This is a genomic window from Arcticibacter sp. MXS-1, from assembly GCF_041902385.1.
Classification (GTDB): domain Bacteria; phylum Bacteroidota; class Bacteroidia; order Sphingobacteriales; family Sphingobacteriaceae; genus Arcticibacter.
This window is the reverse complement of record NZ_CP169244.1, coordinates 96,436-114,255: the sequence shown is the minus strand read 5'-3', so window position 1 is coordinate 114,255 and position 17,820 is coordinate 96,436. Positions and strand designations below refer to the sequence as shown.

Annotated in this window: 14 protein-coding genes and 2 tRNA genes; 5 read left to right on the top strand and 11 right to left on the bottom strand. The window is 46.1% G+C overall.

The annotated features are described in order from the left end of the window. Positions 1-27: 27 nt before the first annotated feature. From ACES2C_RS00385 to ACES2C_RS00370, 4 genes are all read right to left on the bottom strand, one after another. Positions 28-1,713, bottom strand: coding sequence for a peptide MFS transporter (locus tag ACES2C_RS00385; RefSeq protein ID WP_374165065.1), 1,686 nt, complete (start codon positions 1,711-1,713; stop codon positions 28-30). Positions 1,714-1,749: 36 nt separating this feature from the next. Then, complete coding sequence (locus ACES2C_RS00380) at positions 1,750-1,974, bottom strand: hypothetical protein (protein ID WP_374165064.1); 225 nt, start codon at positions 1,972-1,974, stop codon at positions 1,750-1,752. Positions 1,975-2,068: 94 nt separating this feature from the next. Then, entirely contained in the window at positions 2,069-2,998 is a 930-nt protein-coding gene (locus ACES2C_RS00375; protein WP_374165063.1) for a hypothetical protein, read from the bottom strand. A 25-nt stretch (positions 2,999-3,023) separates the two neighbouring features. Then, entirely contained in the window at positions 3,024-3,167 is a 144-nt protein-coding gene (locus ACES2C_RS00370; protein WP_374165062.1) for a hypothetical protein, read from the bottom strand. A 53-nt stretch (positions 3,168-3,220) separates the two neighbouring features. Here ACES2C_RS00370 and ACES2C_RS00365 point away from each other — a divergent pair, with 53 nt between their 5' ends. Continuing rightward, positions 3,221-5,299 carry an HD family phosphohydrolase gene (locus ACES2C_RS00365; protein WP_374165061.1) on the top strand — a complete coding sequence of 693 codons (2,079 nt, stop codon included), beginning with the start codon at positions 3,221-3,223 and terminating at the stop codon, positions 5,297-5,299. 145 nt (positions 5,300-5,444) lie between these two features. Continuing rightward, positions 5,445-5,531, top strand: a tRNA-Ser gene (locus ACES2C_RS00360). A 631-nt stretch (positions 5,532-6,162) separates the two neighbouring features. Here the strand turns inward: ACES2C_RS00360 and ACES2C_RS00355 are convergent. The 4 genes from ACES2C_RS00355 to ACES2C_RS00340 form a co-directional block, all read right to left on the bottom strand. Continuing rightward, on the bottom strand, positions 6,163-9,060 hold the full coding sequence (locus ACES2C_RS00355; protein ID WP_374165060.1) for an alpha-2-macroglobulin family protein: 2,898 nt from the start codon (positions 9,058-9,060) through the stop codon (positions 6,163-6,165). 469 nt (positions 9,061-9,529) lie between these two features. Continuing rightward, positions 9,530-10,768, bottom strand: coding sequence for an MG2 domain-containing protein (locus ACES2C_RS00350; protein WP_374165059.1), 1,239 nt, complete (start codon positions 10,766-10,768; stop codon positions 9,530-9,532). Beyond that, positions 10,716-11,573: a hypothetical protein gene (locus tag ACES2C_RS00345; RefSeq protein ID WP_374165058.1), complete on the bottom strand. Its 858-nt coding sequence runs from the start codon at positions 11,571-11,573 to the stop codon at positions 10,716-10,718. Before ACES2C_RS00345 ends, ACES2C_RS00350 begins: the two co-directional genes overlap by 53 nt. 311 nt (positions 11,574-11,884) lie before the next feature. After that, positions 11,885-12,322 (bottom strand): hypothetical protein, encoded by a 438-nt coding sequence (locus ACES2C_RS00340; RefSeq protein WP_374165057.1) that lies wholly within the window; start codon positions 12,320-12,322, stop codon positions 11,885-11,887. A gap of 228 nt (positions 12,323-12,550) precedes the next feature. On the opposite strand from ACES2C_RS00340, the gene pelA reads away from it, so the two are divergent. Both pelA and ACES2C_RS00330 read left to right on the top strand, forming a co-directional pair. Further along, a complete protein-coding gene (pelA, locus tag ACES2C_RS00335) occupies positions 12,551-13,762 on the top strand; it encodes a pectate lyase (RefSeq protein WP_374165056.1) in 1,212 nt (403 codons plus the stop codon). Between the two features lie 144 nt (positions 13,763-13,906). Beyond that, positions 13,907-13,980 (top strand) — tRNA-Pro (locus ACES2C_RS00330). Positions 13,981-14,126: 146 nt separating this feature from the next. Here the strand turns inward: ACES2C_RS00330 and ACES2C_RS00325 are convergent. The 3 genes from ACES2C_RS00325 to ACES2C_RS00315 form a co-directional block, all read right to left on the bottom strand. After that, on the bottom strand, positions 14,127-14,975 hold the full coding sequence (locus ACES2C_RS00325) for a transposase (protein ID WP_374165055.1): 849 nt from the start codon (positions 14,973-14,975) through the stop codon (positions 14,127-14,129). A gap of 115 nt (positions 14,976-15,090) precedes the next feature. Beyond that, the gene (locus ACES2C_RS00320) at positions 15,091-15,456 is read right to left on the bottom strand and encodes a transposase (RefSeq protein ID WP_374163170.1); all 366 of its coding nucleotides are present in this window, start codon (positions 15,454-15,456) and stop codon (positions 15,091-15,093) included. A gap of 373 nt (positions 15,457-15,829) precedes the next feature. Continuing rightward, the gene (locus ACES2C_RS00315) at positions 15,830-16,444 is read right to left on the bottom strand and encodes a putative glycolipid-binding domain-containing protein (protein WP_374165054.1); all 615 of its coding nucleotides are present in this window, start codon (positions 16,442-16,444) and stop codon (positions 15,830-15,832) included. A 755-nt stretch (positions 16,445-17,199) separates the two neighbouring features. On the opposite strand from ACES2C_RS00315, the gene ACES2C_RS00310 reads away from it, so the two are divergent. Next, on the top strand, positions 17,200-17,778 hold the full coding sequence (locus ACES2C_RS00310) for an RNA polymerase sigma factor (RefSeq protein WP_374165053.1): 579 nt from the start codon (positions 17,200-17,202) through the stop codon (positions 17,776-17,778). Positions 17,779-17,820: the final 42 nt, after the last annotated feature.

The following is a 17,820-nucleotide window of genomic DNA, read 5'->3' as shown; positions in this document are numbered from 1 at the left end:
TTTGATATAATGTGCGAAGTTACTGGATTAGCGGATGCCGTGCATCATTTTTTTAAGTTTTCCTGACAGAAGGAAAAGCAGAATCGCAGCAACTCCCGGAAGTATTACAAATACGAGGAAAAACTCGTAAAGATTATGGATGGTAAAGCCAGCAAATGCAGGGTACTCGGTCGGAATCCTCAACTCCTGCAGCTTTGCCAGTTGAGCTGCGGTAGGCGTAATAGTCTTATTGAGTACCGCCTGGAGGTCGATACCAGCAGCAGAAGCAGCAGTAAATTTCTCGCCCGTAGGAGGGATAGATGCTCCCAGCGTTCCTGCCAGGGCATAGCCCGCAGCATTAGCAAGGAACCATACTCCCATCAGAAGCGATGAGAATCGTGACGGCGCCAGTTTCGATACCAGCGACAGCCCGATAGGGGATAAGCAAAGCTCGCCGAGCGTATGGAATAGGTACATTACGATTAACCAGATCACGCCAAGTTTCTCCGTTGTTCCAAGGCCTTTAACCTGAAATGCAATAATTAGGAATCCAATGGAGAGTAATAGCAAGCCGATGGACTGTTTGACAGGAGAAATAGGTTCAAGATTTTTCTTTTGCAGTCCTAACCAGAGCCAGCTGAAGGGGAATGCAAAAATCATGATGAACAAGGAATTTGCGTTCTGCACAAAGCTTGGGGGCATATTCCATCCAAATAGCCTTCTGTCGGTCTGGTTGTCGGCAATAAAGGTGAGTGACGATCCTGCTTGCTCAAAGCATGCCCAAAAGAACATAACGAAAAAGCCGAGGATGTAAATCACGAGGATCCGGTCGCGTTCTACAGCACTTAGTGATTTGTCGGTAATAATAAAGCCAGCCAGAGTTAGTCCGCTGGCGTATATAAAGGAATAAATCCAGTTCTGATCAACCACGAACCGGAATATGAACACCAAAGCAGCAAAGGCAACAAAGGCTCCGTATTTAGACGCCTGAGAGAAGCTGGCTTCCTGTACTTCTTCCGCTCCTTTGGTAATATCGAGTGCTGGTTTGCCTCCTACAGGCTGGCCTTCAGGAGTAACAATATATTTGTTTTTAAGAATATAAAACAAGATGGAGCCGAGGAACATGGCCATGGAGGCAGAAAGGAATCCCCACTTAAACGCCGCTACTACACGCGTACCGTTTTCCAGTACTACGTCTCCAACAAGCGGACAAATGTACATTCCAAGGAAAGCGCCCACATTGATACCCATGTAGAATATGGTAAACGCAGCATCCAGGCGCGTATCCCCCTTGGGATATAGCTGGCCCACCATGGAAGAAATATTAGGTTTAAAGAACCCGTTTCCGATGATGATAACGCCAAGGGCTGCATACATAGCGTACGTTGACATCTGGAAGTTAGAATCGTAAGTGCTCGCACTGAAGAAAAGGAAGAGCTGTCCGATGCCCATCGTTACCCCTCCGAGGAGGATACAGTTCCTGTTGCCTAAAAACCTGTCGGAGATAAAGCCACCGAGCATGGGGGTGAGATAGCATAAGCCCAGGAACCCGCCATAGATCACCGATGCTTCAGCTTCTCTGAAAGCCAGGGCATTGACAAGGAAGAGCGTCAGGAGGGCTCTCATCCCATAGAAGTTAAACCTCTCCCACATTTCGGTCGTGAACAACACGTAGAGACCCTTCGGGTGTCCTTTTGTTGGAGCGGGGGTCTCAGCAATATTAATGGTATCCATATTCTATAATTATTCTTTTTTAGTTTTCAGCCTGTTTTATAAGTTTTTTAAGATGAAGTCTGTAAGCTTTGAGTAGAGGTGTATGGAGGTATTCCCGCTTTCCACCGAGGCGTACCCCTTGCCATCTTTCATCGAGTTCAGCCCATACACCACGCGCTGGGCGAACTTTCCCTGTTTGAAGATATCTTCCAGCGTTATTTCTTTGCGGCTTCGAGCAAAAACACTGCTGGTGATAAGAAATAAAAGTAGTATTTGCCTCATGAGGGGGATGAAGAGTGTACTGTTAGTGTGTGTGACTAAAAATTAGCATTTAATTCCGGAAAGTTGCCAAATATGGGAATTTTGTTTTAAATATTTATTGTTGCGATTCCTTCATTCGGTTAATCGTTTCCTTTTGCGGCTTTTTCGGATCTATATAAAGATCGTCAGAAGCCGAAGGCGAATTTTTTAATACGATGTTGTCCCTGAATTTTAGTCGTCCACGGTCGAGCTTAAGGCCATCGTACGACAAGTCCGGTCCCCAGGCCTCCTGGTTCGACTGCATGGCAGGATCGGGAGCGGCCAGGTGATCAAATACGATCATTTCTTCTTTTGGAAGATAGTTAAGCATCATCGATGCCTGTCTGCTGTATTCGAATACGACGCGCTGTTTGCCTTGCCAGTCTTTATTGCCGTCAAAAAGAGGCATGCCGAAGCAGGCCTTATTGTCTTTGAAGTATAGAATGTCAATTACCTTTTTTGTCGACTTTACCGTGTTGCCCTTCCACCCCAGCAGGATGTAATAAGGTACTTTGACATTATACGTAACAGGGATAATCCGATAGTACTGGGCTCCGTACCATCTGTCATTTGTGAGTACTGTGTCCTGAGGTTTTTTTATGTCTGCTGTGTGATCAACCAGAGGAAACATCTGAAGTTTGCCCGCTGGTGCGTTCATTTGTATGGTGCCGTAGTAGCGATAGCTGCCATCGTTATTCATGACGTGCCATGAAAATATGCGAAAGCGATGGTCAGGCGATTTCTGGATGGTTATAGTTTTTAAGGAGTCGAACGGGTAGTTAAAGGAGTTGGGCATTCTTAACGCCCCGATCAGCGTTTTAATAAACGTATAGCTCGCATTATAGCGTTCGGGCTCACTTGGATTATTTACGATGTTAAAGCCGAGAACCTTTAAACTATCCTGATATTGGGCAAGGGTTTCCAGCCGCTTGGGAGTAGAGGACTGTCCCAGGCTATATAAGCCGGTCAGTAAGGTCACAGCCAGAAAGAAACAGCATCTTCTCATTTTCAAAACACACGCAATTATAATTCTATTTACCCAGAAAGACAAGCCTGAACAGCGCTATCATTCTGATAACGTTAGCTATCTTGTTTAAGTATCCGGGTATTGACAGTTGCCAGCCATACTGATCGAAAAGCAGTCGCGGGTCACCCTCAGGGAAAGTGTGTCTCATGTCATTAGCCAATGTGTCATATTTTGTTATTTTTGAACATTTTAAGGAAAGTAGTGGCTAAGCTGAAAAAAAATTACTTCTTCGTTCTCTACCGCAGGTATGCTTCGTCAATGAAATATGTGATGATGGTGGTGTGTGTATTCCTCGTGACCCTGTCTTTACCGAAGCACGCGCGTTTTAAATACGAGTATGAAAAAGGGAAGGTCTGGATGAATAAGGATCTGGTTTCGCCTTATAGTTTCGCTATAGAAAAGACTTTCGATGAAATTGAGCGTGATAAGGCAGAGATATATAAGTCCTTGTTCCCTGTTTACCAGAACAATACAGAAGTGGCGGAAAATGAAGTACAGGCTTTTTCTGCAGATTTTGACGTAAGATGGGAGTCTGCCAGCGAGGAGGATAAACTTAAGGAGGTGTACCGGGAGACGGGGCAGAAGCTTCTTTCTGAGGTTTATAGCCGTGGTATAATGGCTTATAGTAAAAGGTATCAGCAGGCTAACTCGAATTATAATTTCAATCTGATCACGAATAACAGATCGCAGCAGGTTAATACAGCTGTGGTATTTACCCTCGAAAGTGCCATTAAATACATAGAAGACAAGGTTGATCAATCACCAGCGATCCGCAATAAGGCCTGGCTGACCAAACTGATCGACGACCACGTTCAGCAGAATTATATTTATGATGAACGCCTTACGAGCAAACTGGAGCAGGAAGCGCTGAAGAATTTGTCGCCTACGCGAGGAATGGTGCAAAAGGGAGAACTCATCATTGCCAACGGAAGCATTATCACCCAGGACATCTATCAAAAGCTCGAATCACTGCGGAAAACCTATGAGGATGAAAATAACTTCGGCGGGAACCGCAAGACGATTTTTTTAGGACAGCTGCTGCTGGGCGGAATAATTGTTACCTTGCTGATGATCTTCTTACGGCTTTTCAGAAAAGATATCTTTGCCGATAACCGTAAAATTTCGCTTATCCTGGTGGTCATTACTGTGATGCTCGTCGTCCTGAGCTGGGCCATTAGTCTCAAGATCCCAAATATCTATTACATCCCCTATTGCATCGTGCCAATTATTATCAGGGTGCTTTTCGATACAAGGCTTGCTTTAAACATACACCTGCTGGTGGTGCTGGTTGCAGGCTTCTTTGTACCTAACAGTTTTGAGTTTGCTTTTCTGCAGGTAACCTCGGGGATGGTTGCAATCTATAGCATTAAGAACCTGGTGAAGAGGGAACAGTTTCTCGTGTCGGCAATCCTCATCTTGTGCAATTATTTTGTGTCTTATCTGGGGATCTCGCTGATCCGTAATAACGGAGCTGTTGAGAGCATCGAATGGGAGAACTTTCTGCCCTTCATCTTCAGTGTCCTGCTGTCACTCATGGCTTATCCGCTCATCTATGCTTTTGAGCGTGTGTTTGGGCTCACTTCAGAAGTCACCCTGATGGAGATCACCAATACCAATTCGAAGCTGTTGCGCGAGTTGTCTTACAAGGCGCCCGGTACATTTCAGCACTCTCTGCAGGTAGCAAACCTGGCCGAGGCGGCGATCTTCAACGTGGGAGGAAATGCCCTTCTGGTGCGTGCCGGAGCGCTCTATCACGACATCGGCAAGATGGAGAACCCACAGTATTTTATTGAGAACCAGAATAAAGGTGCCAATCCGCATGATAATCTGTCTTACGAGGCAAGTGCACAGATCATCATCCGCCACGTAACGAAGGGGGTAGAGATTGCCCGCAAGAATATGCTCCCCGAGATGGTGATCGACTTCATCAGAACTCACCATGGGAATACCAGGATGGACTACTTTTATCAGTCCTTTCTCAAGAACTTTCCCGAGAAGTTTGTAGATGAAAACATATTCAGATATCCCGGACCAATCCCTTTTTCAAAAGAAACCGGGGTTCTGATGCTCGCAGATTCAGTAGAGGCCGCGTCGCGAAGTCTGAAGGAGCCGGATGCCAAGAGCATCAGCAACCTGGTTGACAGGATCATCGACTACAAGCTTGAGCAGGGGCAGCTGAATAATAGCAACATCACCCTGAAAGATATCGCAAACATCAGAACGATTTTCAAGAACATGCTGATGAGCATTTACCATGTGCGGATCGATTATGAGATTTAGAGCGGCAGGGGTTTCGGGGTAACTTGCTGGGGCTCAAAAGACTCAGTCTGCCGACTGAAGAATGAAGTCTGTGAGGTTCTGAAAAAACTAAAATTTTTTTGTACGCAATGCTGAATTACTATATTTGCAGTCCCTGAAATAAGGGGGTGAGGTGCCTGAGAGGCCGAAAGGAACAGTTTGCTAAACTGTCGTACGGGTAACCGTACCGAGGGTTCGAATCCCTCCCTCACCGCAAGAAAAGTAATAAAACCAAAAAAGCCGCTAAATCGTATAATTTAGCGGCTTTTTTTGTGCGTCCGGCAATTGACAGGAGATCAATAATGACCTGACTGCTTCAAACAGAGTAAGCGAGGATGTGTCTTCTTTTACCAGTTCCCGAAGCTCCCGCTGCTTTAGATATTTAAGAAGCAGCAAATCGGATCTGGAACGATAAATCAGTCAAGGCGCCTTTGTTGGAAAAGCTACCAGTAAAATGAAGTTGCGCCTCAAGCGGGCTTTGTCGTTAATCACCTGCCTGAACCCTGACCGGGAAAGATCGGTATTCGAATGGAAAGCCACACCCGCGCTTTCCCGATAATGTCCTGACCGTATCCAGATCTGCTTCGGCACTGCTTCGATAATCCTTCGGCACTTCTGCAAGAGGCGCCGAAGATGTGAAAAGGGATTGCAAAAGGAGTGCTGACTCGTTCACGATAAAGCTCCGAGCGGGGTCAGGAGCGGGCCCCTCCATTGCTAGGTTCTGATTTTTGCTACGGGGAAGGTCTCGATTTCGACTGTTTTGGGTTAAAGGTAACAGAAAGCGGCCCAGACCGATCCTAAACTGAGAGACATGTAACAAATGTGGTAAGTAAATCGTTACTTGCCTATTTGCTTGCCACATTTATTTTTGTGGCATTTCCGTAGGCGGTGATAGCCGGGCGATACATGCATTCAAGGGCTGTCGGGCCGCTTGTAAAAGTACCCTCTTGCTCCACTACTACATCGTATGTCAGTTCCGATACCCCTCGCGGAAGGGTCTCCGCGAAGATGTCTATTCCTGTATCCCGAACGGATTGGTAATACGTAAACCCCTTGCCCTGTCTATAACCACTGCTATTCTCTTTGGGTTCAAAAGCGGCGGCTCGTGGGTCTGTAATATGCACATATTTTAATCTTGAATTTGCTTCAATCACCAGCCGTATGCGAACATGATCTCCTGGCTTTAGCCATGTAGCAGAGTCGAGAGGATGACTCTGTAGCTGGTCGTCTATTTTGGAAAGCTGTTTTTGGATTTTGATCTGGCCTCCAGTGGCTTCACTAACAGATGGTCGACCAATGTAATACCAGGTGATTGCACCTGTTAATGTTCCTCCTTTTGTTTTTAAGCTTACCATCTCAGGTAACTCCGTCAATGGAGTAGCGGCTAGAGGTACTCCGCTCATCACATCGTCGCTTACCTCCAGAAGCTTATTTTCTACTATTAAGGACATGCTGCGTGTATTGCTAAAGGGGAGAGCGTTCTCTTTCTTCAGCATAGTGATAGCAGCGGCCGTCGCTTTGGTGCTCTGCCAATGCTCGTTTTGTTTCGTGCTAAGGAGCCATTTGATCATCTTGCGCGGCTCGTCGTTATAATCCCCGCTCGTTTCAAGCGCCTCTGCGATTAATGCCATTGTTTCCTCTGCAGACTGATCTATAACCTCAGAGTCTGATATCTCCTTCCATCGAAGACCGTAAAGGTTGTCTTCAATCGCACGCTGCCTTATGCTTCCGAGTAACTTACGGCCCCGCTCCTTTAGCAGTTCGTTATTGCTTCCTGAATATCTAAAAGAGTTGATAATCAATAATGATTGAGCCCCCAGGCTTTTTTCCCCGGCCTCGTTCCAGGCCTTACTCAGAATCTGATCGATGGTTATTCGTTGTGCTGTGGAAGGATGGTATGAATTCAACCAGTATGACACGGCATATAGACTGTATATCTGCTGCCACTCGGTTTGTGTTGCAAGTTCATTCTGCGTGTATTGCAGGAGCCGCTCCACGAAATGTGTTAGCCGCTGATGATCGTCGCTTAACCATCCCTGTTGTCTCAGTTGGCCTAAGCCAGCGAGGACGTAGGCGGTTATATAGGCATTGCTTGCTCCTCCCTCGAACCAGGGAAGTCCGCCGTCCGTTTTTTGTGACTGATAGAGGCGTTCAAGATGCTTCCTGATTGCATTCTTGGCTTTTGTTGTATCGAGAGTGCTGGTCAGGTCTTCCTGCAACTTCGTCGTTTTGTTTGATAAGTCTAGCCATGGACTGCCTTCCTGGTTTGCTTCAGCCAGCGGCAACTTAGGACTTGCCTCCTTGCTTAATGCGTTTTTTGCCCTTCTGTAGGCCGCTTGCGCGCCAGTATCGGTCCTCATAAGATTTAAGGCGGTTACGTGTGCACGCAGCTTATTGAAGATTTGCTCCGAACAGTCATATGAATAGTTTGCCAGCCATGGAAGAGCATATAACAAGGATGCCTGCGGACTTTGTTCGATCGAGATACTTACGCCACAAGGAGAGGATCCTGCAGGAAGCGCGGGAGACTTAATAGCAGCCGAAGACGGTTCTTTAACGGCAAGCTGCTCAGTTTTCCGCGCGAAAATTTTAGGTGATAAGATTGGAACGATATGTTCCTCTGCATCAGCTACACCGCCGGCGGCTGCCGAAATAGTCACTCGGAGTGGATTAAGTTGTGTTGCTGGAATCCGCAAGAGGAAGCTTGCACTGCCTGTGCTCTTGCCCTTCAGAGTGAAAGGCTCGTCTGCTTCCGGCGCGATGAGTGGCGTTAGGTCTTCTCCTGTAATGGCGTCCTCGATTCTGCAGGCTATCTTACCTGAGGTGATTGCCGAATCAAGGTTACTTATGCGGCTTTGAAGACGGATCTGGTCGCCCTGATACAGAAGCCTCGGTATATTTGATTGCACCATTAAATTGAGCCGGGTCTGCAACTTCCTGTCCAGATAGGCAAAATTTCCGCCGCTGGTGTGAGCCAGTATCTTCCAATGCCATTCAGTAGCGCTTTCAGGCATCCTGAAACTGAAACGGTAATAGCCGTCTTTGTCACTCCTTAGCTGCGGATAGAAAAATGCGGTTTCTCTGAAGTCTTTTCGCACTTTCACAGGCGCCACTTCTAAGGATGGAAGCACGATGGGGCCCTTTGTGCTGATGATGAGTACCCCTTCTGCTCCCCTTTGACCGTAAATTGCAGTGGCTTCGGCACCCTTCAACGTCATGATTTCTGAAATGCCCGACGGGTCCAGAGTACTCAGTTCTCTCTCGAACACCTTTCCGTCCAGCACTACTAAAGGTTGGCTGTAACCCTGCAGTGTATTTTGTCCCCTGATACTGATCCCTGCGGCGGTAGCAGATATTTTTTGCACTCCATAACCGACCACAACTACTTCGTTTAGCCCACTTGCTTCGGTAATGCTTAATCCAGAGAGCCTTCCCGACAGGAATTGATCAAGTGTACTATCGTAAGCCTCGGAAAAGTAAGGTAATGATGCACTTCCATTGATGTTCCCACCGTAGAGCAGGTTCGTTATCGAATAACTTCCCGAACTTCCGAGATAGCTGCCTGTGGTAACGCTGACCGGAATCTGCCATGCGTGCGCCGTTAGTTTATCGAGAGCAGCATCATACAGTGTTGTTAATAGCTCTGCCGCAACTTTTTCACTTTTAGTCTTTACTGACAGGGTAAAGGTTTCTGTTGATGCCGGAGGCATTATCTGCCGGTATTGTTCGACGACTATGTCCATAGGCGGTCGTGGTGTGTCTATTTTTATCCTTTTTTCTCTTCGCTCCAACCGGTTGGCCTTCACGGATAATCGCGTTACTACCAACTCTCCGCTAGCTCCGGCTGGGATCACAAAGCGCCATTGGTTTACACCAGCTTTCTCTTTGGCCGTCTGATATACATTTTCAATAGCCTGTTTCTTTTTTCTCCTGCGTAACGTATGTGATAAATCACATACTGCTCTGCTGGCGACGAAATATGCCAGCTTATAGTTTCTCCATTTTTTAAAGAGTAAAACGGTACATAATCGACTTCCTCCTCCGGAAGAGTAGCGGCCTTGTTTTCGTAGACAAGAAAGTCGCTGATCAATTGTCCTTCCGTCTGTTGCCCTTCTTGTACCGTGGCGATGAGACGGTAACAACCTCCGGCAAGGTGCTTTTCTTTTAATCTAAACTTATCTCCTGTACTCGTGCTGACAACGGTATCCAGTACTAAATACTTTTTTCTTTTGCCGTTGGAAGTTCTGCCTTATCGGGAAACCACTGGTTCCATGACGATTTATCGTAATACCACTGGTCTACCGATCGCTCCCTGTTAAAAGAACGGGATTTGTTTTCTATCCGGTACAACTTTATCTGTACGTCCCGGTCAACAGGGCCTTCAAATTGCGCCGTTGTTGCGACGGGCAGATCAGGAATGGAGCCCTTTTCATACACCTCGTTCACGGGGATATAAATGCTAACTGGTTTGGTAGATAGTGTAAGGGATTCATGTAATTCCACACTTTCCCCTGTGGCGTCGGTTATAGTAGCATCAATATAATAGCTGAAGGTGCTGACAATGGAGTCGCTCAGTTCGGCGTTTACGAGGGCTGAATCATTGACTGGGATTTTAAGGATACCATCTTTGTCTGTGTAGCCGGTATGATGCAATAATTCCACTCTTGTGTTGTAAGGGAGATGCTCATTCATTTGATAGTAGGATGGATAATACCCTGCTCTCGATACCGTGTATTTGACTGGGGTATTGTTTATCTGGGCGCCGCTGAGTGAACGAAGTTTTATTGCCACCGAGAATGGTTTGCCCGCTCTCAGTATCTTTTTCGGTTTTTCCATCTGAACTTCCATGGTCGGTGGTTTATATTCTTCCACTCTGAAGGATCCGGAGTTGTAGTAGCTCACCTCTGCATGTCCGTCTATCCGCCATTCCCCGGTTAGTGCTTTGAAAGGGATTTCAAAGGAGCCGGAAAAGCTGCCAAAATCATTGATTGACAGAATGGCCGAGTCGATCTTCCTGCCTGAAGGATCTTTAAGCACAATGGTGTTGTTGCCATTCTCCAGCCATTGTTTAACGCGGTTGCTGAAGATCCCTCCTCCAAGATTTTTTCTGTTAAAAATTATAGATTTGCCGGTTGAAGGGTCGTTCGTTATAAAAATGATTTTATAATGAACGCTTTGTCCGGGACGGTAAATACCTCTATCGCAGAAGATCTCCATCCGGAGGTGCTCGTCAAAAAACTCGTTCAGATCGTCATATTCTTCCTTGCTGTATATTTCATCCTCTGAGCCATCGTAGCTGAAAGAAGGCGTATAGCCTAACGTGTCGTTTTTATAGATTATGCTGATGCTGTCGGCTAGTTGTTTCCTGATCGTGATCCTGCCCGTACTGCTTGTTTTTTTAAGTATTCCTTTCAGTACAGGCGCTTTTTTTAAACGCCCGGATCTCTGCATTTGCCACAGGCGAGCCACTTTGTCGATCTAACACAAATACCTCATCTCCGCTGTTGACTGCTGCGATGCCACTTACCTGAAAGGACAAGGCGTTTAGGGACGCCTTTTGAGATCCGAAGGGCGCTCCGCTAAACAAGAGTCTGTACTTTCCCTGGTGCATGGCGGGCAGCTTAAGGTAAACGGCGTGCTCGTTGTTGTCCGGAGGGAGGGGAAGTGCGAAGGATCCCTGCTCCAGTACGGACAGAGCAAGAAGTTGGGCGTCGTGTTCTGATTTTGTTTTCTTTGGCTGAGTAAGTCCAGCAGGAGTAAGCCTGTAATACAATGTATCGACGTTTTTGTACCGCAGCTTTATCGGTATTTCTTTTCCTGGAGGAGTGACGTTATCCATTTCAACTTGCACTGACTTCAGAGTGGTTAAACTATCCATCAGAAAAAGCACCTTGCTGAGTGGTGGATAGGCGGACATGAAAGATCTATGCCGGATATACAATTCTCTTGCCTGTGCCGGGTAATACTGATACTGCGCCTGGAAGTTCGGTCGGGGAGGGTAGATATAACGATTGGCAGAACTGGCGTATTTTTTCCCCTCCTCATACCAGCTCAGGCAGAGCTGATACACAGCATGTGCTTTTAGTTCGGTGTAGGGCGATTGAATACTTTGTTGCAGGTAGTCAACATACCGTCTTTTTGTGACAGAATCACGTTCTGATGACAGGTAGATTTGCTTTCTGAGTAGTGATTCAATGAAAAAAGAAATATGCGGCTCTGCTTTGTGAAAAGCGATCCACCGCCGGTAACTGCGCAAAATCGCGTTGTTGTTTTTGGAGACACTGTCTGATCGTACGAGTGTGTGAAGGAAGTCCAGCGGCGGGAGGGCGAACAGATCAGGAAGACTCTTTTCTGGTTTTATGTTATTGATTCCAAGCGGGCCTAATAAGTTTATCTTCTCGGAATATACAATGTCAGGGAGGGCTGGTGTAAACAAGAAAATATCAGGAGTAGACGATAACCATAGTATGTGCTCTTTGTTTATGAGCGGTGTCGACAGCCTGAGAGCTGATTCCAGATCGGCATTGGCCGCGCTGTCTCGCTCCTTGCCGCTTAACAGTGCATAGTTTATGCCAGTTTTTTTGTGCTGTAGGTGGCATAGTTGAATGTAAGCCTGCGCTTGTTGAACTCGCTAATGCGTTGTGCACGAAGCAGGAGCAAAAGCGGCTTCAGGCGCTGGTCTGTTCTTTCGCTCGCTATCAGTGTATCCAGTATGGCGCTGTTCTGGAAGTATAAAGAGTCTTCGGTTAGACGATCACGCAATGTTATACCAGCACGGATAGATCTGGCCAATAATACATAGTTGCCATTGATTTGGCTTTCCCGCTTTAGCTGGTCGAGCTGACGCTTCGTTTCAGTTAAAGATATACTCTTTTTTATTTGGGTCTCTAGCTGATCAATACGGATGGGGGAACCAGCAAGTGATGGCTGGCAGAAGCCTGAACGAGAAAAGATAAGAACTATCAGAACGGGGAGAGTCAGGGAATTAACGAATTTGAGACCCATAAATGTAGGTTTAGATGCTAAATTTACTTCTTTTTTAATAACTAAGCAGGGCTCGGTGAGACGATTTTTCTTCGCGCATGTGCAAATTGTCCTTCTAGCAATCGTTGTCTCATTACGATGTCAGCTCAATTTTATTTCTCCATGCAGAAGAACTTGAAAAAGCGTGCTTTAAATCATTCTTTTCTCTGGTCGGAATAATATTATCTTGGGTGCGTTAATGAGTAATAGATGAAACCAAGCTATAAGTCGGCAAAGAGAGGATTGCAAGGTGTGTTAAGGGCATCGGTTGCAGCGCTAACAATTGTTTTTTGTTTCAATACTTCAAAGGGGCAGACCCGGAACGTCGTGAAGGAAGGGATGGCTATCAACGTAAGTGTCTTTAATGATAATACGGGCCACTGGTACGGAATAAAAGATGCGGGTAATATGATTAATCCCTTGCCAGGTAAACCTCGGTACAAGGCCTCTGAAGTGCGGGCTATTGCAGAAAACATCCTCCTCTTTCAAAAAAATAACGGCGGCTGGCCTAAAAATTACGATATGCTTGCTGTCCTTACTCCGGCGCAGAAGGATACCGTGTTGAACGGCAAAGGGCATACCAATACCACTTTTGACAACGGTACCACTTACACTCAGGTGGAGTATCTGGCAAAAGCATATCAGGAACTGGGTGATGAGCGATTTAAAGAGGGCGCTCTCAAAGGCTTCAGGTTCATCGTGAAGGCGCAATATGATAATGGCGGCTGGCCTCAGTATTACCCGCTGGAATCGAACTATAGCCGTCATATTACCTATAATGACGGAGCTTTTGAGGGAATTATGAGGGTGTTGAAGAACGTTACAGATCGTGATCCTGTTTATGACTTCGTCAGAGGAAATGCAAGAAAGGAGCTGGAAGTTGCGTATCGTAAAGGTATGGACTGTGTATTGAAGACGCAGATTGTCGAGGATGGAGTGCCCACCGCATGGTGTCAGCAGCATGACGAAAAGAGTCTTGCGCCTGCATGGGCAAGGAAGTTTGAGCCGCCCTGCATATCAAATGGGGAGAGCGCGGGAATTGTACTGTTTTTGATGAGTATAGAGCACCCCTCAGCCGAAGTTATCAAAGCGGTTGAAAATGCAGTCCAGTGGTTCGAGAAGTCTAAGATATATAATACCCGGGTAGTCCGCGTTGACGCCCCACCCATGGACACCAGATACCGTCATTCCGTTTCTGATCGGGTTGTAAAAGCAGATTCAACCGCTCCACCCATCTGGACTCGCTACTACGAACTGAAGACCCACCGTCCGATGTTCTGCAACCGGGATAGCAAGGTGGTGTATTCCCTGGCAGAAGTTGAGCGCGAGAGAAGGGACGGCTACGCCTGGTATGTATATGCACCGCAACAGGTCTTAGACCGGTATCCTGATTGGAAAAAGCACATAGCAGCCGCGCTTTAAAAATATTTTTAAGGCTAATTCACTTAGTTTCAGGTGTTAAAAGATGATTGCTGAATTTTTTAAAAAATATATTTGACGAATAAAATAGAGTTTCTATCTTTGCAGTCCCTTCAGGGGAGTTCTTATACAGAGAGAAAACAAGTTCGGGGTGTAGCGTAGCCCGGTATCGCGCCACATTTGGGATGTGGAGGTCGTAGGTTCGAATCCTGCCACCCCGACGAAAACCAGTCTGACTGGATTCAAAAGCCTCTAAATATCATAGTTTAGAGGCTTTTTTGCGTTTAAACAGTTCATAACTATCCGTTTAAATCCATACCTTTTAAGACCTATAAGGGATTAATGGATCTGGACCAAAATCTGTGGACTAAGCAAATAATTTCATGAGTCTGAAGAGGAAAAAATTAACATTTCCTACCCCTCGGTACTGCGCTCTGAAAGCCTTAATTTTGGCATTGAAAGATTCGGCTGAAGCGTTTGTACTTCGGTTATCAAAGTAGTTCAAGATATTGTTGTGGTGGAGATTGATGGTTCTGGCAATGGTATTAAAAAATTTAAAGCCGGATTGCTCCACCTTCTCGTTCCACCGGGCCAGTCTTGCAAAGGCGTAGAGCTTATCTTTGGTGTTGCTGAATATCCAGGATAAGCCCCGGGTTAGCTGATAAGCTTTTTCCAGGGAAGGATATCGTTCAAAGAGCAAGGAAGCCCGCTCTGCCTGTTCAGCACTCCAGTTTTGTTGGTCCTTGTAGAGCAGATAGCGGCTTCTGGCCAGTAACTGCTTCAAGGTATCGCCATTGGATAGTATTTCAGGTGAATAGTTTGTTTTAGTTGCTTTGGCTTCTTCCAGAGCCTGATTCTCTGCATCAATGGCTTCCCAGCGGTATTTGATCCGTATTTCCTGTAGCGCTTCTGTGGCTAACTGCTGCACATGAAAGCGATCAATGACCTGAGAGGCGAAAGGAAAGCACTTTTTAGCGATCAAACTCATGTTACCAGCCAGATCCAAGGTGATCTCTCTGACCTTATTACGAAGTCTTTGGGGGATCTTTTGAAGCAGTGGAATGATGTTCTCCGAACGGGTACCTTCCATAATAGCAACCAGAGTGCCCTTTTTGCCTCTAGCTTCTTTATTGGTGACCACCGTATAGAGCTCACCCTGGGAAAGACTGGTCTCATCTATAGAGAGATAAGGACCGATGTTCTGTGGGAAGATCAAGCCTTTACGGGCATCGGTACGGTGCTCCCAATTCTTGTATTCACTGAGTTGATCGCGATAATAGCGCTGCAGCTTCTTGCCTTTGATCCCGTAAAAGGAGGCGATCGTCTGCAGACTATGTGGCTGGGTATCGACTGATTGCTTTTAAAAAAGCGGCGAAATCACTGGTGATCCGCGTTCCTATTGCTACAACATTCCAATCTCGGTGAACGACCTTACCTGTGTCCAGATTCCACCATCTACGTCGCTTAACATGCAAATACACTTCCTGTCCCCGTATGGGAAAGTCCTGCAGAATCACTTCATCAAAGAAGCCTTTGGAGAGTAACTTGTTGGTCTTATATTCTACCGGAATGGAGTTGATCTCTTCCAGGTAAATATGAATCCCGGTAGTGTCTTTTTTATGATCTGTCAACTGGAAATAATCGGATACCCCTTCAGGGATAATCAAGGGAAGTAGGGCTTTAAACGACTCGTGCATCTATCTAATTTCTGCACGCTAATATCTTACTTTTACTCTTCTCTCCACAACTTTTGTCCCTGTTCCGGATTAATGAATAAATACCGATAGTTTTTGTAATATAACGTTTCGCAAGATTGTCGCGCTTATGCATGGGCAAGTTATGAGCAACTCAATCTGAGTTATAATAGTGGAATGCTGAAAATCCGAGACAGCGTCTCGGATTTTGGAAAATCAGAGAGAATTAATGCCCTTTGCTTATTGCATTCAGGACGTTTTTCTGCAGGCAGTTCACGGTGCTTTATTATCCTAAGTCCGGCGTGTCACCAGATTTAATTGAACAGTATTTAGACCTGGAAGTTACGGAAAAGCCGGCCAAAAGACCTATCCTTGTTTATTCACTTGGGAAAGTAAAAGCTGCAGTTCTGACAAACAATTGAGGGTAATCAACGACAAAACCTGCTTCATCGACTTCGATAGTTGCTCCAAAGTCGTTGGGTATGTTCTGGTAACGGTATTCCGTCTCTGACAGACGGGTGTATTTCTGAAAAACCGGTCTTAACTCTCCGGCTAATAAGTCACAATATAGAACATGAATGTCTTGTGAGTCGTGCTGGCGCATCGGGAGCCGGCTGATCGGCAAAGTGTTGGTAAATGGTGTTAATGAAATATCCACGTCTATACAGCCCTTAAACTCGTCTGCTTGTTCACCGTTCTTCATCCAGCTACCCTTTCCATCGCCTTCTAACCGGATCACTTGCATCTTGTTACTCTGCCGGTATTTGATTTCTAAAGAAAGGGTTTCCCAGTTCTGACTGGTTTGAATCCGATAGTCTACCTGGTAAATCTTCTCGTCATACAGGCCAACTATTGTTGATGTTATTGAGGCGCCGCCTGGTCGTACGTTCACCACACAGTTCTCTAAAGAATAATATTCACGTCCGGTCCAAAGTAAGTTGGTCTGCCCGATGAATTCAGATTTGCTGCTGGTTTTTCTAAGTTCTCCCATTTTGATTAAATTTAAGTCGTTAAAGTTCTGTTTGGGTCGGTTCGTTTTTATCCTTAATGCCGCCTGACGAAACAAACGTAGGGAGCAAAATGACAGAAACCTAATTTTCAAAGCGTTGTGTCCGGAATTGTCGTGATTTGTCTGCAATTGTCCGGATTTGGCAGGGTAGGACGATACGTTTATTCCAGCTTACAGTCCTCCCTTCTCCTCCTGGTGGATTTATTCAAAGTCGGAAGAAGATATGTTTAATCCTGCTTACTGCCGCTCATGCCTGAGGCCTGTTCGGGAATGCTGGCAGACAGATTCGCAATTGTCTACCTTTTCTTTTAGTTTTCTCCGATCAGGCTCCAATCCGGCTCCAATGCCACCCGGAGAAAATTCGGAGCGCCGCCGATGCCCGATAATAGAAAGATAAACCAGAAGGCACACAAGTCTCGAACCAGTCCCGCACCAGTCTCAGGGAAGGCAGGTCAGAGCCGCTTTTCTTCGCTTTTGAAGAGCTTTGAAAGATGGGGCCTGCCACTGCTATGACAGGACAGTGTACATCGGTCGATACCGGTGGCAGCGGCTCCCGTCTCTGCCCGGCAGATGGCTAAGTGAATAAAAGGACTGTGCTATCGATGCAATAATTTAACAAAGGCCTAACTTTCTCTTTATGCCGATGTGCTTCCTTTGTCTGTAGCTTCACCTTGGAGCTTTAGGATTGCAGTTGTTTTATTCCAAATAAGTTTTAAATTTGGTATTAGGGTAGTATCATGAGCATAGCCGGCGCACGTGTAACAGAAGACAGGGGATTGTTGCTTCGGATGAAGGAAGGCAGTTCCGAGGCTTTCGATGCGCTGTATGAAAAGTACTGGGAGGTCGTTTACGCTGCTGCCTACCGAAGGCTGAACGATCCGGGATACGCCAAAGACATCACACAGGATATCTTTCTCAGGCTCTGGACTCGCAGAGACGAGATTGAAATCGACAACTTACAGGCCTATCTTCTTACTGCAGTACGGAATAATGTATTTAAGTGGATGGAGAGAGAGCAGAAATATACGCCCATTCCGGATCTCCTGTCCGAAGTGGAAGTGTCTGCGCAGGGCGCCGACGCCAACGTTCTTCAAAAAGAGTTCTTGCATGCCTACGAAGCTTTGCTTGGTTCTCTTACTCCTTCTCAGCAGACTATCTTTACTATGAGATTTCATCAGGACCTCTCGACCGATGAAATCAGCCGTCAGCTCAATATCTCCCGCAAGACCGTTCAAAATCAGTTGGGAAGAAGTATTATACAGTTGAGGGAGTCGCTGACCATGATCTTGCTTCTCTCACTTCTTTTCCTCTTTTAGTTCCCGCGCTCCTGCAATTCCGGCAGCACTGTTTTCACAGAG

What these genes read in the sequence shown, in the direction of transcription:
- ACES2C_RS00385 (WP_374165065.1), bottom strand. Translation starts at nt 1,713, where the DNA reads ATGGATACCATTAATATTGCTGAGACCCCCGCTCCAACAAAAGGACAC.
- ACES2C_RS00380 (WP_374165064.1), bottom strand. Translation starts at nt 1,974, where the DNA reads ATGAGGCAAATACTACTTTTATTTCTTATCACCAGCAGTGTTTTTGCT.
- ACES2C_RS00375 (WP_374165063.1), bottom strand. Translation starts at nt 2,998, where the DNA reads ATGAGAAGATGCTGTTTCTTTCTGGCTGTGACCTTACTGACCGGCTTA.
- ACES2C_RS00370 (WP_374165062.1), bottom strand. Translation starts at nt 3,167, where the DNA reads ATGAGACACACTTTCCCTGAGGGTGACCCGCGACTGCTTTTCGATCAG.
- ACES2C_RS00355 (WP_374165060.1), bottom strand. Translation starts at nt 9,060, where the DNA reads ATGGACATAGTCGTCGAACAATACCGGCAGATAATGCCTCCGGCATCA.
- ACES2C_RS00350 (WP_374165059.1), bottom strand. Translation starts at nt 10,768, where the DNA reads ATGCAGAGATCCGGGCGTTTAAAAAAAGCGCCTGTACTGAAAGGAATA.
- ACES2C_RS00340 (WP_374165057.1), bottom strand. Translation starts at nt 12,322, where the DNA reads ATGGGTCTCAAATTCGTTAATTCCCTGACTCTCCCCGTTCTGATAGTT.
- pelA (WP_374165056.1), top strand. Translation starts at nt 12,551, where the DNA reads ATGAAACCAAGCTATAAGTCGGCAAAGAGAGGATTGCAAGGTGTGTTA.
- ACES2C_RS00320 (WP_374163170.1), bottom strand. Translation starts at nt 15,456, where the DNA reads ATGCACGAGTCGTTTAAAGCCCTACTTCCCTTGATTATCCCTGAAGGG.
- ACES2C_RS00315 (WP_374165054.1), bottom strand. Translation starts at nt 16,444, where the DNA reads ATGGGAGAACTTAGAAAAACCAGCAGCAAATCTGAATTCATCGGGCAG.
- ACES2C_RS00310 (WP_374165053.1), top strand. Translation starts at nt 17,200, where the DNA reads ATGAGCATAGCCGGCGCACGTGTAACAGAAGACAGGGGATTGTTGCTT.